Below are 15,621 nucleotides of genomic sequence, written 5' to 3'. Positions count from 1 at the left end.
GCATTTCAGGAAAATCTGTACCCAGCTGGCGCGATTCACCTCTGCGCGACTATTTGAAAGTTTGTTAAGATTGTTGGGCATCAACAACTTTACTCAACATCCAATGCAGGGAAGGTGTTATGAAAACGTTAGGTGAATTTATTGTCGAAAAGCAGCACGAGTTCTCGCATGCTACCGGTGAACTCACTGCTTTGTTGTCGGCAATAAAGCTGGGCGCCAAGATCATCCATCGCGATATCAACAAGGCCGGTCTGGTCGATATCCTGGGTGCCAGCGGTGCTGAAAACGTGCAGGGCGAAGTTCAACAGAAACTCGATCTGTTCGCGAACGAAAAACTGAAAGCTGCACTGCGCGCACGCGACATCGTTGCGGGGATCGCCTCTGAAGAAGAAGACGAAATCGTGGTCTTTGAAGGGTGTGAACATGCAAAATATGTCGTTCTGATGGATCCTCTGGATGGCTCCTCCAACATCGACGTTAACGTCTCTGTCGGCACGATTTTCTCCATTTACCGCCGCGTCACCCCTGTCGGCACGCCGGTAACCGAAGAAGATTTCCTGCAGCCGGGCAACAAGCAGGTTGCGGCGGGCTATGTGGTTTACGGCTCCTCCACCATGCTGGTCTACACCACCGGCTGCGGCGTGCATGCCTTTACCTACGATCCGTCGCTGGGCGTGTTCTGCCTGTGCCAGGAGCGCATGCGCTACCCGCAGAAAGGCAGCACCTACTCCATCAACGAAGGGAACTACATTAAATTCCCGTCTGGCGTGAAGAAGTACATCAAATTCTGCCAGGAAGAGGATAAAGCCACCCAGCGTCCGTATACTTCGCGCTATATCGGCTCCCTGGTGGCGGATTTCCACCGCAACCTGCTGAAAGGCGGGATCTACCTCTACCCAAGCACCGCCAGCCATCCGGAAGGCAAGCTGCGTCTGCTGTACGAGTGCAACCCGATGGCCTTTCTCGCCGAGCAGGCGGGCGGTAAAGCCAGCGACGGTAAAGAGCGGATTATGGACATCATTCCTGAGAGTCTGCACCAGCGCCGTTCGTTCTTCGTCGGCAACGATCATATGGTGGAAGACGTTGAGCGTTTAATCCGTGAATACCCGGATGCCTGATTTTTGATGTTGACCAAAAGGGGCCGCTCGGCCCCTTTTATTTTTCCAACCATTTATACCTTTGTCGGTATAAAACTATATAAAAATGCTGCTGTAACCCGCTGAACCAATCCGTCATCATTACGGCGTTCAAATAGTGTTCAATGGAAATCAGCCGATATGAAAAACCTCTCTCGCTCATCCACTGGAATCGACCTCAATCTGATTCCGGTATTTATTGAAGTCGTCCGGTGCGGGAGCATGGCCAAAGCCTCTTTACGTCTTGATATGTCCAGACCGGCCGTGAGCCTGGCGCTGAAACGCTTTGGGATGCTTTTTAATGCGCCGTTGTTTACCCGCAAAGGCCTTTTTCTTGAGCCAACGCCTTATGCGCTGCATTTGACCGTCGAGATGGAAAAGCTGCTGGGTTTGATCCACGACCATATCGCCAGCGCGCCGTCTCCGGGCGAGAGCTTCCCGACGCCGGTTGCGGCGCCGGAATGCGATGAGGCTATGCCTGTTGCATCGACAGTTTAAACGACGACATCGCCTCGATCAGCTCGCGTGATTGCTCCTCCAGCGAGCGCGTCGCGGCGGAAGACTGCTGGACCAGAGCCGCGTTTTGCTGCGCGGTTTCGTCCATCTGATTGACCGCAATATTCACCTGCTCAATACCCCGGCTCTGCTCGTGCGACGCGTTAGCAATCTCACGCATCAGGCGGGTCATGCGCATCACCTCGGTGGCGATCTCATCCATGGTTTCACCCGCCTGCTGGGCCAGCTCGCTGCCTTCGCTGACGTGTGACTGTGAATCGCTAATCAGGGTGCGGATCTCTTTTGCCGCATCGGCGCTGCGGCTGGCGAGGATACGTACTTCACCGGCCACCACCGCAAAACCACGGCCCTGCTCACCCGCGCGCGCGGCCTCAACCGAGGCGTTCAGCGCCAGGATATTGGTCTGGAAGGCAATGCCGTCGATAACGCTGAGAATATCGGCGATGCGGTCGGCGCTGCCGGAGATGTCGCGCATCTTCTCAATGACGTAGCACACCATTTCGCTGCCGCGATCGGCGGTATCAGACATCGTCTTCGCCACCTGATGCGCCTGCTCGGCGTTGTGGGCGTTCTGTTTCACCGTAGCGGTAAGCTCTTCCATGCTGGCTGCGGTCTGCTCCAGAGAGGTCGCGGTCGATTCCGTGCGCTGGGCAAGGTGCATGTTGCCAGCGGTCAGCTCCCGGCTGCCGGTGTCGATCTGGGAACTGGCATCGCGCACGCGCAGCACCGAGCCCATCAGCGACTGGCGCATCTCTTCGATGGCGGCATTCAGGCGGTTAAACTCCTGGCTGGCCGGTGCGGTCAGGGCGTGGGTTAAATCCCCGGCGGCCACGTGCTCAAGCTGGGCGATGGATGCAGAAAGCGGCTTCAACAGCATATGACGCAGCGCCAGCCAGGCCAGCACGATGATGCCCGCGGTCAGCAGCGCGGCAACGATAATCAGCAGCATCACCCGCTCTTTACTGGCCTGCACCGCCGCCACTTCGGCTTTGCCACGGCTTTCGCTCCAGGCCTGGAAGGCCTGCATATCGTTGTCAAACTGACGCGCTACCGGCACCAGATGGTTCTCCAGCAGATCGTAATAGGCATCAGCACTCTGCTCTTTCAGGGCGTTCTGCATCGGCACGATCCCCTGGGCGTTATAGGCCGCGAGGCTCGCTGCGACCTTCTTCAGCAGCGCTTCGCCTTCGGGATCGTTCACCCCGCCATCGATCACGTTTTTCAGCGTGGTTTGTGCCTGGGTGATTTCGTCATTGATGTTCTTCACCGATTTCGCGGCATCATCCAGCAGGCCGACCTCCATCATGCGCACGGCCTGGCCCGCTTCGTTGCGCGCGCGCAGGATCAGGGTATAGCCCGAATTGAGCTGCACCAGCTGTTCACCCTGAAGATGATTAATGCGCTGCAGTGAAGAGGAACTTTGCGTGAGGGCATAAATGCCAATACCGCTGACGAGCAGCAGCAGGAGGGTCATGACGGCCAGTAACGAAAGCAAGCCGGTACGAATCGATAGCGTTTTAAGCATGATGTAATTTCCGGTAGCGAGATAAATCTGGACAGAATTAAGGGTTATCGGCCGCTACCGGAAAAGATTTAGACTGCACGCAAATTCAGCGAGTTATCACTTGATGGTCGTGGTGCTCACGCGGGTGACAGGCGAGCTCTGGCGGTTTTCCCACAATACCGTCAGACCGCGCTGCAGGGCGATAAAGATGAACAGCAGGATGCCAATCGCAATCTTGGTCCACCACGAGCTGAGGGTGCCGTCGAAGTTAATATAGGTCTGGATCAGCCCCTGGATCGCCACCCCGAACAGCGTGCCCAGCACCGTGCCAACCCCGCCGCTCAGCAGCGTGCCGCCAATCACCACCGAGGCAATAGCATCCAGCTCCACGCCCACCCCCGCCAGGGCGTAGCCGGCCTGGGTATAGATGGAGAAGACGATCCCCGCCAGCGTCGCCAGCCCGGTTGAGAGCATGTAGATCCGGATGGTGGTGCTGCGGGTAGAGATCCCCATCAGGTTAGCAGAGGTCGCGCTGCCGCCGATGGCATACACCTCATTGCCGAAGCGGGTGCGATGGGCAAGGAAAATGCCAATCACCACTACCCCCAGCATCACCAGCCCGAGAATGCTCAGACGGCCGCCGCCGGGGATTTTCCACGCCAGGCTGGAGAGGGTGTCGTACACCGGATGGTTGATCGGGATCGACTCCTCCGAGACCAGATAGCTGACGCCGCGCAGGAAGAACATCCCGGCGAGGGTGATAATGAACGCCGGGATCTTCAGGGCGTCGATCAACAACCCCATAAAGGCCCCGAAGGCGCAGCCCATCACCAGCACCAGCGGGAAGGCCAGCAGCGGGGAGATCCCCCCAGTAGCCGATCGCTTTCGCCAGGAAGACGCCGGTAAAGGCGATCACCGACCCGACGGAGAGGTCGATCCCGCCGGAGAGGATCACAAACGTCATGCCGACGGCGATGATCCCAAGGAAGGCGTTATCGGTCAGAATGTTGCAAATCACCCGCGTCGAGGCAAAACCGGGGAATTGCGTCAGACAGTAGAGATAGCCCAGCACGAATACGCCCAGGGTGATCATTAACGGTAAATTACGTTTTATCATGGCCACGCATCCCCTTAATAAGACTGATAAAGCGCGGCGACTGGACGATCAGCACGCAGAGCACCACCACCGCTTTCACCACCTGGTTGAGCTCCGGCGGGAAACCGGACAGCAGAATGCCGGTGTTCATCCCCTGGATAATCAGCGCGCCTATCACCGACAGCAGCAGGTTGAAGCGCCCGCCCATCAGCGATCCGCCGCCAATGACCACCGCAAGGATGGCGTCCAGCTCCAGCCACAGGCCGGCGTTGTTGGCATCCGCCCCGCGAATATCCGCGGCAACAATAATCCCGGCAATGGCGGCGCACACCCCGCTTAAGACGTAGGTCAGCATCACCATCAGGCGCGTGCTGACCCCGGCGTTTTTCGCGGCGCGAATGTTGATCCCCACCGCTTCAATAAACATCCCGAGCGCGGTTTTGCGGGTGAACAGCCAGAAGGCAATCAGCGTTACCACCACGATGATCACCGGCGTCGGGAAGAACAGCAGCGAGCCGCTGCCGATCCACGCCAGATTAGGGGCGTTGAAGGTGACGATCTGCCCGGAGGTGATCAGCTGCGCCACGCCGCGTCCGGCCACCATTAAAATCAGGGTGGCGACGAAGGGCTGTATTTTGAGGATCGCCACCAGGATGCCGTTCCACAGCCCCGCCAGCACCCCGGTGCCCAGGGTCACCAACAGCACCACCGGCAGGCTGTGTCCCGCCACGGTCATCGAGGCCGCGGTGGCACCCGCGATGGCCATCACCGCCCCGACCGACAGGTCAATACCGCCGGTAGCGATCACCAGGGTCATGCCAATCGCCAGCAGTGCCACCGGCGCGGCGCGGTTTAAGATATCAATCGGGCTGCCGAACAGGCGGCCATCCTGGAGGATAATCTGATAAAAATGCGGCGAAACGAGGCTATCTACCAGCAGCACCAGCACCAGCGCAATGATTTGCGGCGTGCCGGTGGGCCAGCTGAAGCGGCGCTTCGGCTCGCCGGTCTGAGAGAGTGAACGTGACATCACGATGTACTCCTTATGCCGCAATGGCGTTCATGATTGCCGGAACGGACAGCGCGTCCAGCGGGATCTCGGCCACCTGCTGCCGGTCGCGCATGATGATCACGCGATCCGCATAGCCCACCAGCTCCTCCAGCTCCGACGAGATGACCAACAGCGCCAGGCCGTCGGCGCAGAGGGTTTCGATCAGGCGGATGATCTCCGCGTGCGCCCCCACGTCGATACCGCGCGTCGGCTCGTCGAGGATCAGGAACTGCGGTTTGGTCAGCAGCCAGCGCGACAGCAGCACCTTCTGCTGGTTGCCGCCGGAGAGAAATTCGATCGGCTGTTCCGCGCTCGGCGTGCGGATCCCCAGCTGGCGAATAAAGCGCTCGGCAATGGCGTTCTGCTCTTTACGCGGGATTGGCCGCAGCCAGCCGCGCTGGGCCTGCAGGGCCAGAATGATGTTTTCGCGCACCGAGGCGGCGGCAATAATCCCGTCGGTTTTCCTGTCTTCCGGGCAGAAGCCAATCCCGAGGCTGGAGGCCTGATGCGGGGAGCGCAGCGCCTGGGGTTTGCCTTTGATCAGGGCGCTGCCGGTGTCGGCAGGCTTGATACCGAAGATCACCTCGGCGGTTTCGGTGCGCCCGGAGCCTAACAGCCCCGCCAGACCGACAATCTCCCCAGGGCGAACCTCGAGGTTAAAGGGGGCAATGGTGCCCTTCCTGCCGTAATCCTTGAACGCCGCAATGGGTTTCTCGCTGAGCAGGGTGCGGCCCGCACGCTGCAGGGCGTTGGTCTCCAGCTCGCGGCCGAGCATCATTTTGACCAGCTCGATTTGCGGCAGCTCGCGGGTTTCGCGGCAGCCGACAAAGCCACCGTTACGCAGGACGGTAATGCGGTCGCTGACGGCGTAGACCTGATCGAGGAAGTGGGTGACGAATATCAGGCTCACCCCCCTGATCGCGCAGCTGGCGCATCAGGGTAAAGAGCATCTCCACCTCCTGGGTATCCAGGCTTGCGGTGGGTTCATCGAGGATCAGCACTTTGGCGGAGAGGTCGATGGCGCGGCAGATGGCGACGATCTGCTGCATCGCCACCGAAAAACGGTTCAGCGGTTCGCGCACGTCGAGGGAAAAGCCGTAGGACTCCATCAGCCGGGTGGCGCGGGCCTCCATCTCTTTGCGGCGCAAAAAGCCAAAACGCCGCGGCTCGCGACCGATAAACAGGTTATCGGCCACCGACATGTTCGGCAGCAGGTTCACTTCCTGGTAGACGGTCCCGATTCCCAGCTGCTGGGCATGGGCGGTATTTTTTGGCGATATGGCCTGGCCTTCCAGCCAGATGGTGCCGCGATCGGCGTGATAGACACCGGTCAGGGCTTTAATCAGCGTGGATTTCCCGGCGCCGTTCTCTCCCAGCAGGGCCATGATCTCGCCACGGCGCAGGCTGAAATCGACGCTATCCAGCGCTTTTACGCCGGGAAAGTACTTACTCAATCCTTCTGTGCGGAGGATTTCCTGGTGTTGGTTTGTGGTCATAATGTCGTCCCCCGGCACAACCCGTAGGCCGGGCAAGCGCAGCGCCGCCCGGCAATTCCCCTCACCCTACCCTCTCCCGGAGGGAGAGGGAAAAAGGCTTAGTAGCCCATATTTTTCTTCTTCTCTAACTCTTCTTTAGCGGTATCAGGCAGGTAGAGGGTGGATTTGGTGATGGTGACTTTCTCCGGCATGGTGCCGTCTTTCTTGAATTTTTCCAGCGCGTCGAAGGCCGGGCCCGCCATGTTCGGCGTCAGTTCAACACTGGCATTAGCCTCTTTGTCGATCATCGCCTTATAGATATCCGGCACGCCGTCGATGGAGCCGGTCAGGATATCGGTGCCCGGTTTCAGACCCGCTTCTTTAATGGCCTGAATGGCGCCGATCACCATGTCATCGTTATGGGCGTAAACCATGCAGATGTTTTTGCCGTTGTTCTCAGCTTTGATGAAGCTCTCCATGACCTCTTTCCCTTTACTGCGGGTGAAGTCGCCGGACTGAGAGCGGATAATTTTGATGTTTGACGCTTTGGAGATGGCATCAGCAAAGCCTTTCTTACGGTCGATGGCCACGCTGGCACCGACGGTGCCCTGCAGCTCAACCACGTTACACGGCTTGCCATCCACCTGTTTTACCAGCCACTCACCGATCAATTTACCTTCCAGGACGTTGTCGGCGGTGACGGTGGTCATATAGAGAGATTTGTCTTTTACATCGATGGAACGATCGAGCAGGAAGACCGGAATTTCGGCATCTTTAGCTTCTTTCAGGACCGGCTCCCAGCCTGTTGCCACGACCGGTGCAATGAAGATGGCGTCAACGCCCTGAGCGATGAAAGAACGCACCGCTTTGATCTGGTTTTCCTGTTTTTGCTGACCATCGGCGATTTTCAGCGTAATGCCGCGCTTTTGGGCCTCGCTTTTCGCGACGTTGGTTTCAGCCGCTCGCCAGCCTGATTCCGAGCCGACTTGTGCGAATCCTACGGTTAATGGTGCGGCCATTGCCATAGACGACATGGCTGCTGAAACTGCTGTGACAAGAAGTAAGCGCTTCCACATAAGAACGTCCTCGTAGGGTAGTTTATTGTTGGGTAAAAGGTGTTCTGCGAAAAAACTATAGACAATGCGAGATGTAACGGAGTGTGTTACATCACACTTCGGAGAAGTGAATAAAACGTTAATCACAAGTTTGTAATCGCTTTCATTGGACCATTAAAAAAGCGGCTGAGTTTATGGATTATCTTGTCATGAGAATGGGCTGATAGTGACATCAGGGAACGGCGAATGGCGAAAACAGGCGGAGACATTCCGTGCCAGTTGGCTATAATACTCGCCACTTGATTACCAATCATTTTAAAGGACACAGACATGAGCTTACTCAACGTCCCAGCGGGTAAAGAACTGCCGGAAGACATCTACGTAGTTATCGAAATCCCGGCGAACGCTGATCCTATCAAATACGAAATCGACAAAGACACTGGCGCGCTGTTCGTTGACCGTTTCATGTCTACCGCGATGTTCTATCCGTGCAACTACGGTTACATCAACCACACCCTGTCTCTGGACGGTGACCCGGTAGACGTGCTGGTTCCAACGCCATACCCACTGCAGCCTGGCTCCGTGATCCGCTGCCGTCCGGTTGGCGTTCTGAAGATGACCGACGAAGCTGGTGAAGATGCGAAACTGGTTGCGGTACCGCACACCAAGCTGAGCAAAGAGTACGATCACATCAAAGATGTGAACGACCTGCCAGAACTGCTGAAAGCGCAGATCGCCCACTTCTTCGAGCACTACAAAGATCTTGAGAAAGGCAAATGGGTGAAAGTGGAAGGCTGGGACAATGCAGAAGCGGCGAAAGCTGAAATCATTGCCTCCTTCGAACGCGCTAAGAAGTAATTCTTACTGCGTGAAGAGCCCCGACTTGTCGGGGCTTTTTTTTGTCTGTGCGGCCAGCTGCCGGGTGGCGGCTACGCCTTACCCGGCCTACAAAACCGTCTGCGGATGTCAAAAAAAACAACGCCACCCGAGGGTGGCGTTGTTTATCTCAGTACTGGTCTCTGTCTAACCAGTTACCGCTTTCAATCAGCGTCAGGCCGTCGACCGAACGTTGGTACACGTACATCCATGCACTGCCGTAGGGTGTCTGGATCAACTGGCGAGCGTATTCCCCGCCTTTGGTGCGCAGGGCATCAAGTTCGGCCAGCGTGGCATTATCAATACGATAAACTTCCCCCTGTACTGCTCCGTTCCCCGGAACCGCGCCTGGATAGTGGCCCAGGCTGTACAGCTGGTAGTTTTCGATACTGTAATCCCCCAGCAACTGGGCGTTGGTCATCCAGTGGCTGTTGCCTTGCTTGGTTCGTAAACTGCCGTAAACAAATATTCGCATTGCTAAAACTCAAACTGATAGAGCAAATCGAGTGCCTGGTCTACGCCAGACACCGCTTCCAGATATAGCTTAGGCATCAGGCGATAGCGTAACGTGAGTGTCGCCAGCGAGTCAAAGATCCCCACGCCATATTTCACCTGCAGACCCGGCAGTACATAGCCGCTGACCACCACCTGAGAAGAGTCACCGACCCCCTGGGTGTCCAGCGCCAGATTGCTTACGCCAAACGTCTCCCCGATTTTACCCACAACCTGACCACTTTGTGCAACCCCCAGGCCGACTAACATTGAGGTCATCGCCGCACTGTCGCTCTGATTGCTGTCCAGACCTTGCCCACGCAGCAGGTATGAGAGCGCTTCCTGCTGGGACATTGCCGGGTCGGAGAAAATTTCCGCTTTCGGTTCGTCGGCGGTGCCGGTCACGCGCACCCCGGCGATCACGTCATTCTCGGTGGCTTCCGGGTTACGGATCGCTTCGATGTTCAGCAGCGGCTGATCCGGCGGACCGGAGAACAGCAGCTCGCCTTTACGCACGATCAGATCCTGGCCGTAGGCGTGGAAGCGCCCTTCCGGAATAGTGATCTGCCCGTTCAGGCCCAGCCCCTGTTTATCCTGCGCGACCTTCAGATCGCCGGTCAGCCTCGCCTTCAGGCCAAAGGCATCCAGCCGCACGTTGTTGCCCACGTGCACGATCAGGTTGCTGTTGATCGGGATAGAGGCCCGTTTGGTCTCCTCCGGCTGCAGGTTTTTGTCGAGCATCACCTCATCGCTGGAGACGCCTACCGCGCTCTCCGGCAGGTCATGAACCACAATACGTGCCCACGGCACATCAACCCGACCGTCGAGGGTGAACAGCTGCGGCGTGGCCTCAAAGACCACGTCCGGCGAGACGTCCAGACGCACCATCGGCGGCACCGTGATGCGCACCTTGCTGCCCTTGGCCGCCACCCGCGCGCGCCAGTTATCGATCTGGCTCCAGTCGGCATCGCCGCTGAGGTTGATCTGCCCCTGCTGGGTACGCACGGTCCCGGTCAGCGTGGAGCTCATGCCGTTGAAGTTCATCGCCAGCTGGCTCGGCTGCATATCGAACGGCATAAAGTTGCCGTCGATATCCACCCCGTTGAGCTGCATCTGACCAAACAGCTGCGGGCTCTGCGCGTTACCCGCCAGCCGCAGGTTGGCATTCAACATGCCTGCCGCCTTCTCGCCGCGGGAGAAAATGGCGTTCGCCATCGCCAGGTTGAGATTGCGGATATTGACGTTGCCGCCCAGGTTGCGCTGACCCTGCGGATCGGTGACCTGGATCTGGCCGTCAAACTGGCCGTTGTTGGCGAGGCGGATCAGCCAGCCCAGCTCGGCGCGGTTGTTATGCAGATCGGCGGTGAGGTTCAGGGTAGTGAACGCCAGCGGCAGCGGCGCGTCGTTCACCACCTGCGTGACCTTCACGTTCCGCCCGGAGAGCGTGACGTTGCCCTGCGGCAGTCCCGGTTTGGTGGCATCCCAGGCGACATCCGCCTTGCCGCTGAACACGCCGCTGGCCTGGGTAGACTCCGGCATAAACGGCTTGAGCATCGCCAGGTCGAAACGGTTGAGGTTCACCACCGCCCGCCCTTCGGCACCTGCGTCAACGGTCTGCGGCACGCAGAGCTCGGCATTCGGGTTGGTCCAGCAGTGCGGCCCGATGCTGATCTTCTGCTCCGCGTTGCGGTAATCCAGCGCAATGGAGCGGGTTAACGACCACGGCCCCACCGGAGTGGCGAAGCGGGTGTTATCCAGGGTGCCCTTCCAGCGCATCTCTTTGCGGTCAAAACTGCCCGCCAGGTGCAGCTGGCCGGAGACCGGCTCGCCCTGGACGCGCAGCTGGAGGTCGTGCTGCTTCTCGCTGCCTTTGGCCTCCAGCGTCACCTGATTAAGGTTCACGCCCGGCTGGGATATGCGATCGACGCGCAGGTTGAGGTGTCCGGCGATCTGATCGGTGGATTTAACGTCGCCGTCGACCCGCACGCGGGCAATGGTGAGCTCCTGCCAGCGCAGTCCGTTGGCGGTGATATCGGCCAGCAGCTGCGGGGCCTCGACCGTACCGCGCACTTTGACCAGCCCTTTCGCCGTTCCGCCCAGCCCCGGCAGGGCATTATCAAGATTCGGCGCGTCGATGGTGGCGTCCAGATCGAGATCTTTTACCCCCAGCTCGCCCTTGATGTCGGCGGTATTGCGGCCCAGCGCCACGTGCAGCCCCGGAATGACCCACTGCAGGTAGCTGTTACCCTTCAGCGAACCTTTTACGTCCACTTTGTTCTGCTTCACGTTGCCGGTGATTTTCAGCTCCGGCACCTCCATCTGCCAGCTGCCGCCGTACAGACTGCCGCGGGTTTTAATCAGCCCGTCGAGCTTCGAGGGCCAGTCGGGCACCTCTTTGGCGGTATTGATCCCGGTGAGCTTCAGCTCTCCGCGCCAGCTGATCGCCTTCTGCCAGTCGAGCAGCGCCGTCAGCTCGGTTTTGCCCTCCAGCGCCGCAACCGTCAGCTTATCGAGGTTGATCTGCTGCTCGTTGCCCTTCGCATCCAGCGTAATGCCCGCGGGAGGTAGCCCCTCCCCTTTCACCGCGGTGCGGAACGACAGGGTGTAGTCGGTCATTTTGCCGGTGAGCTTCAGCTTCACGTCATCGGCCTGGTACTGCTTCTCGCCGGTGAAGGGCCAGTAGAGCTGTTCGCTGACCACTTCCAGGTTGAGCGGCAGGCCCGCCTCGGCAAGCCGGGTCTGGCCGCGCAGCACCAGATCCACCGGGCCGGAGAGGTTGACGCCAAACTCCAGCTGCTCGCGCAGGGCGCCGCCGACCTTCAGCTTCACCTTCTCGCCCTTGATCGGGTCGATGTTCAGGCTGCTGTTGAGGGTGATATCCACCGGCCAGTTATCCCGCAGCAGGGCGTTGCCGGTGGCGTTGACGCTCCCCTGGTTGGTGTCGATATCCAGCGCGTCGAGCTTCATGTTGCCGTCGATGCTGCTCACCTTCAGCAGCATGTTGAAGACCGTCAGATCGGTATCACCGGTCAGGCGCAGCTGCTCGCCCTTAAACTCTTCGATATTGAGGTTCAGCGGCAGATGAACGTCGGTCATCTCCGGCAGGACCGGCTTAGAGAAGAGATCTTTCAGCGTTTCGCCCAGCGGCTTCTCTTCCGGCTGCGGGTTCTGAATTTTAGGCTCGACGATCTCTTCCTGCGCCACCTCCGCCACTTTCGGCAGGGCAATCAGCAGCCCCTGCAGGGCGGTCGGGGTCAGGGTCAGGTTCTTCTCCTGCCAGCGCAGGCCGGAGGTGAAGTCCATCACCGACACGGTAGTGTCGTCGATTTTGACATTGACGTTGTTCAGCGCCACCCGGCTCAGGGCAATCGGGTACGGCGTAGAGAGATCCAGCGGCCCGCTCTCCTCTTCGGCGACCTGTTCCGATTGCGGCATTTTTTTCGAATCGATGGTCACGAAGACATCTTTTAGCGACAGATCGTTGATGCACAGGCTGCTGTCGCGCAGACAGCTGAGCTTCACCGCCAGGTGTAGATCCCCGGCGTTAACCGCCACGCCCGGCTGGTCATAGCGGACGTTTTTCAGATGCAGGTCGCGCCAGCCGCCGGTGACCTGGCCAATCTCCAGCCCCGGCACCCAGCGGTTAGCCGCCTTAAACAGCAGATGCAGCCCGCTGGTGGTGCCCACCAGAAAGGCCACCGCAGACAGCAGCAGCAGGATAAACAGCACAACGCCGAGGCTGATTTTCTTCCATAAACTCATAATTCAGGCCCCAGACCGATGTAAAACTGTAAACCGTGTTCATCTTTATCACCCACCGGCACGGCGAAATCGAGCTTGATCGGCCCGACCGGTGACTCCCAGCGCACCCCGACGCCCGCGCCGGTTTTAAAGTCGCTGCGGCGGATATCGCTCACCGCTTCCCCGCTGTCGATAAAGGTCGCCCCCCACCATTTTCCGGTGACGTTGTACTGATACTCCAGCGAGCCGGTGGCCAGCTTCGAGGCCCCGATCAGCTTGCCGTCGTCATCTTTTGGCGCGATGGATTTGTATTTATAACCACGAATGCTGCGATCGCCCCCGGCGAAGAAGCGCAGATCCGGCGGCACTTTTTCGAAGTCGCCGGTTTCAATCCAGCCCAGATTGCCGCGCATCACGAAGCGATGCCGGTCATAGAGGGTGCGGATCCAGGCGTTCTGCGCCTGCACCACCACAAAGTCGACATCCGAGCCCCAGGCGGTATTGGAGTAGTCCACCGAATAGCGCTGGGAATCGCCCCAGGTCGGCATCAGCCCGCCGCGGGAGCGGGTCCGGCTGATCATCACCCCCCGGATAGAGCAGCATGGTGGTATTGGTGACGTTGGCTTGGGTAAAGTGGTCGAGGCTCCAGCGCAGGTTAATGGCGCGCTGCCAGCCGCTGGAGAGGTCCCAGTAGCGCGACACGGCGAGGGTCGTGGAGTCCGCTTCGGTATCGTTCAGATCGGTGCGCTTAAAGCCGCCCTGCACCAGGTAATACTGCTCAAGCGGGTTTTTCAGCAGCGGCATTTTATAGCTGAAATCGAGCTGCTGTTCGGGCGCGGAGATACTGGCGTTGGTGGTCAGGCTGTGGCCGTAGGAGTTCATCCACGGCTTTTTCCACGTTGCTTTCACGCGCGGGCCGACGTCGGTGGAATAGCCCACCCCGGTCTCAATGGTGTTCTCGGTGCGTGGCGACACTACGCCGTGCAGCGGCAGCACTTTGGTCTTGCGCGCCTTATCAAATTCCGGGGCCACCACTACTGAGTTAAACCAGCCGGTGGCAGAGAGGCGGCGGTTAAGCTCGGCCAGATCTTTCGACTGGTAATAGTCGCCCTCTTTAAAGGGGATCAGGTTCTGCAGGTACTCGTCGCGGATCTGTGAGCCTTCAAAGGTGACGTCGCCAAAGCGGTAGCGTTCCCCGCTGTCGTAATCGATGTCCCAGAACGCCTGATGCCGGTCGAGAGAGACGCCCAGCTGGCTTTTGTTGAACTGGCTGTCGAAGTAGCCTTTGCGCAGCGCCACCTTAGTGAGATCTTTTTTGAAGCCGTCATAGTCGCTGTGATTAAGCACGGTGCCGTTCTTTGGCCGCGTATTCAGCAGATCAAGGTAGTCACGGTCGGTGCGCGCGCCGCCACGCAGCACCACGTCCGTGCCGCCGATCAGCACCGGCTCGCCCGGCTTGACGCGGGCAATCAGCACCTGCCGCCCTTTGGCCGGAGGTGGACGCAACTCAAAATCGATGGTGGGTTCGTAATAGCCGAGCGCTTTTAAGCCGCCGCGGATGGCGTCATCCACGCGGGCACGGAAGCGACGGTCTGGCGTCACTTCGTCGCTCTGGATCGTGGAGAGCTGTGCGCGGACGTTTTTTTGCAGCGCGCCAGATAACCCCTCGACCTGCAAACGAACATTCGCCGCATCGGCGACTCCGCTTGTCAGCAAGAAACTGACTAAACATAACTGGCGGATTTTTGGCACGTTTTCTCCTGAATATCCTTGTTTCCACCCCTGGAAGCAGATGAAGTGCCGCTCCGCAGCAGATCACGGCATAAAGCCCAAAACCCAATTCACGGGTTGAAAAATGGTTAATCACCCTAATATTTCTTATGTTTAAATCTAGACTCATTCACCGCATTTATTGTGTTCAATTAAACGCGTCGTGACAACCTTAACCCAAACATCACCTGTCCGGAGGTCACACCGTGAGTTTATTCGATAAAAAGCACCTGGTTGCTCAGGCGGACGCATTACCGGGACGTAACACCCCTATGCCCGTCGCCACCCTGCACGCCGTGAACGGTCACTCGATGACCAACGTTCCCGACGGGATGGAGATCGCCCTGTTCGCGATGGGCTGCTTCTGGGGCGTGGAGCGCCTGTTCTGGCCGCTGCCGGGGGTTTACAGCACCGCGGCGGGCTACACCGGCGGTTATACCCCTAACCCAACCTACCGCGAAGTCTGCTCCGGCCAGACCGGTCATGCCGAGGCGGTGCGGGTGGTGTATGACCCGAACGTCATCAGCTACGAACAGCTGCTGCAGGTGTTCTGGGAAAACCACGACCCGGCGCAGGGCATGCGTCAGGGCAATGACCACGGCACCCAGTACCGCTCGGCGATCTATCCGCTCACCCCGGAACAGGACGCGGCGGCCCGCGACAGCCTGACGCGTTTCCAGCAGGCGATGCGCGAGGCGCACGACGATCGTCAGGTCACCACCGAGATCGCCACCGCCCTGCCGTTCTACTACGCGGAAGATGACCACCAGCAGTACCTGCATAAAAATCCGTACGGCTACTGCGGCATCGGCGGCATCGGCGTCTGCCTGCCGCCTCAGCTGGCATAACAGTAAACCGGTTCTGCCCCTTTGTGGGCAGAACCGGCTCAAAAAGTGATCTCTGGCGGCT

Annotated in this window: 9 protein-coding genes and 3 pseudogenes; 4 read left to right on the top strand and 8 right to left on the bottom strand. The window is 58.9% G+C overall.

Features of this window, described 5'->3' with window-relative positions; genetic code table 11:
• Nucleotides 1-119 precede the first annotated feature (119 nt).
• Together fbp and AAHB66_RS02210 are read left to right on the top strand one after the other, a co-directional pair.
• Nucleotides 120-1,118, top strand: a complete 999-nt coding sequence (gene fbp / locus AAHB66_RS02215; protein WP_039030617.1) for a class 1 fructose-bisphosphatase — start codon at nucleotides 120-122, stop codon at nucleotides 1,116-1,118.
• A gap of 159 nt (nucleotides 1,119-1,277) precedes the next feature.
• A complete protein-coding gene (locus AAHB66_RS02210) occupies nucleotides 1,278-1,634 on the top strand; it encodes a LysR family transcriptional regulator (protein ID WP_347115062.1) in 357 nt (118 codons plus the stop codon).
• Here AAHB66_RS02210 and AAHB66_RS02205 read toward each other — a convergent pair.
• The 5 genes and pseudogenes from AAHB66_RS02205 to ytfQ form a co-directional block, all read right to left on the bottom strand.
• Nucleotides 1,609-3,177, bottom strand: a complete 1,569-nt coding sequence (locus AAHB66_RS02205; RefSeq protein WP_347115060.1) for a methyl-accepting chemotaxis protein — start codon at nucleotides 3,175-3,177, stop codon at nucleotides 1,609-1,611. The genes AAHB66_RS02210 and AAHB66_RS02205 overlap by 26 nt on opposite strands.
• A 96-nt stretch (nucleotides 3,178-3,273) precedes the next feature.
• Nucleotides 3,274-4,273, bottom strand: a pseudogene (gene yjfF, locus AAHB66_RS02200) (galactofuranose ABC transporter, permease protein YjfF).
• Nucleotides 4,260-5,285, bottom strand: coding sequence for a galactofuranose ABC transporter, ATP-binding protein YtfT (gene ytfT / locus AAHB66_RS02195; RefSeq protein ID WP_347115059.1), 1,026 nt, complete (start codon nucleotides 5,283-5,285; stop codon nucleotides 4,260-4,262). Before ytfT ends, yjfF begins: the two are co-directional and overlap by 14 nt.
• Before the next feature lie 10 nt (nucleotides 5,286-5,295).
• Nucleotides 5,296-6,799 (bottom strand): annotated as a pseudogene (gene ytfR / locus AAHB66_RS02190) (galactofuranose ABC transporter, ATP-binding protein YtfR).
• 98 nt (nucleotides 6,800-6,897) lie between these two features.
• Nucleotides 6,898-7,854, bottom strand: coding sequence for a galactofuranose ABC transporter, galactofuranose-binding protein YtfQ (ytfQ, locus tag AAHB66_RS02185; protein WP_347115058.1), 957 nt, complete (start codon nucleotides 7,852-7,854; stop codon nucleotides 6,898-6,900).
• A 309-nt stretch (nucleotides 7,855-8,163) separates the two neighbouring features.
• Here ytfQ and ppa point away from each other — a divergent pair, with 309 nt between their 5' ends.
• Nucleotides 8,164-8,691, top strand: coding sequence for an inorganic diphosphatase (gene ppa / locus AAHB66_RS02180; RefSeq protein ID WP_032616230.1), 528 nt, complete (start codon nucleotides 8,164-8,166; stop codon nucleotides 8,689-8,691).
• 148 nt (nucleotides 8,692-8,839) lie between these two features.
• Here the strand turns inward: ppa and AAHB66_RS02175 are convergent, their stop codons facing one another.
• The 3 genes and pseudogenes from AAHB66_RS02175 to tamA all read right to left on the bottom strand — a co-directional run bounded on the left by AAHB66_RS02175 (nucleotide 8,840) and on the right by tamA (nucleotide 14,694).
• Nucleotides 8,840-9,184, bottom strand: coding sequence for a gamma-glutamylcyclotransferase (locus AAHB66_RS02175; RefSeq protein WP_347115057.1), 345 nt, complete (start codon nucleotides 9,182-9,184; stop codon nucleotides 8,840-8,842).
• Nucleotides 9,185-9,186: 2 nt separating this feature from the next.
• Nucleotides 9,187-12,963, bottom strand: a complete 3,777-nt coding sequence (gene tamB, locus AAHB66_RS02170) for an autotransporter assembly complex protein TamB (protein WP_347115056.1) — start codon at nucleotides 12,961-12,963, stop codon at nucleotides 9,187-9,189.
• Nucleotides 12,960-14,694: pseudogene (gene tamA, locus AAHB66_RS02165) on the bottom strand (autotransporter assembly complex protein TamA). The gene tamB and the pseudogene tamA overlap by 4 nt, the downstream one beginning before the upstream one ends.
• A 224-nt stretch (nucleotides 14,695-14,918) precedes the next feature.
• Between tamA and msrA the strand changes: the two are divergent.
• On the top strand, nucleotides 14,919-15,560 hold the full coding sequence (msrA, locus tag AAHB66_RS02160; protein ID WP_347115055.1) for a peptide-methionine (S)-S-oxide reductase MsrA: 642 nt from the start codon (nucleotides 14,919-14,921) through the stop codon (nucleotides 15,558-15,560).
• Nucleotides 15,561-15,621: the final 61 nt, after the last annotated feature.

This window comes from Leclercia sp. S52 (assembly GCF_039727615.1).
GTDB lineage: Bacteria > Pseudomonadota > Gammaproteobacteria > Enterobacterales > Enterobacteriaceae > Enterobacter > Enterobacter adecarboxylatus_B.
Note: the sequence above shows the minus strand (reverse complement) of the source record. Positions and strands in the feature narration are given on the sequence as shown.

Bases quoted from the DNA above. Each gene is read 5' to 3' on its own strand.
- ytfQ (WP_347115058.1), bottom strand. From the start codon at position 7,854: ATGTGGAAGCGCTTACTTCTTGTCACAGCAGTTTCAGCAGCCATGTCG.
- ppa (WP_032616230.1), top strand. From the start codon at position 8,164: ATGAGCTTACTCAACGTCCCAGCGGGTAAAGAACTGCCGGAAGACATC.
- AAHB66_RS02210 (WP_347115062.1), top strand. From the start codon at position 1,278: ATGAAAAACCTCTCTCGCTCATCCACTGGAATCGACCTCAATCTGATT.
- fbp (WP_039030617.1), top strand. From the start codon at position 120: ATGAAAACGTTAGGTGAATTTATTGTCGAAAAGCAGCACGAGTTCTCG.
- AAHB66_RS02205 (WP_347115060.1), bottom strand. From the start codon at position 3,177: ATGCTTAAAACGCTATCGATTCGTACCGGCTTGCTTTCGTTACTGGCC.
- tamB (WP_347115056.1), bottom strand. From the start codon at position 12,963: ATGAGTTTATGGAAGAAAATCAGCCTCGGCGTTGTGCTGTTTATCCTG.
- AAHB66_RS02175 (WP_347115057.1), bottom strand. From the start codon at position 9,184: ATGCGAATATTTGTTTACGGCAGTTTACGAACCAAGCAAGGCAACAGC.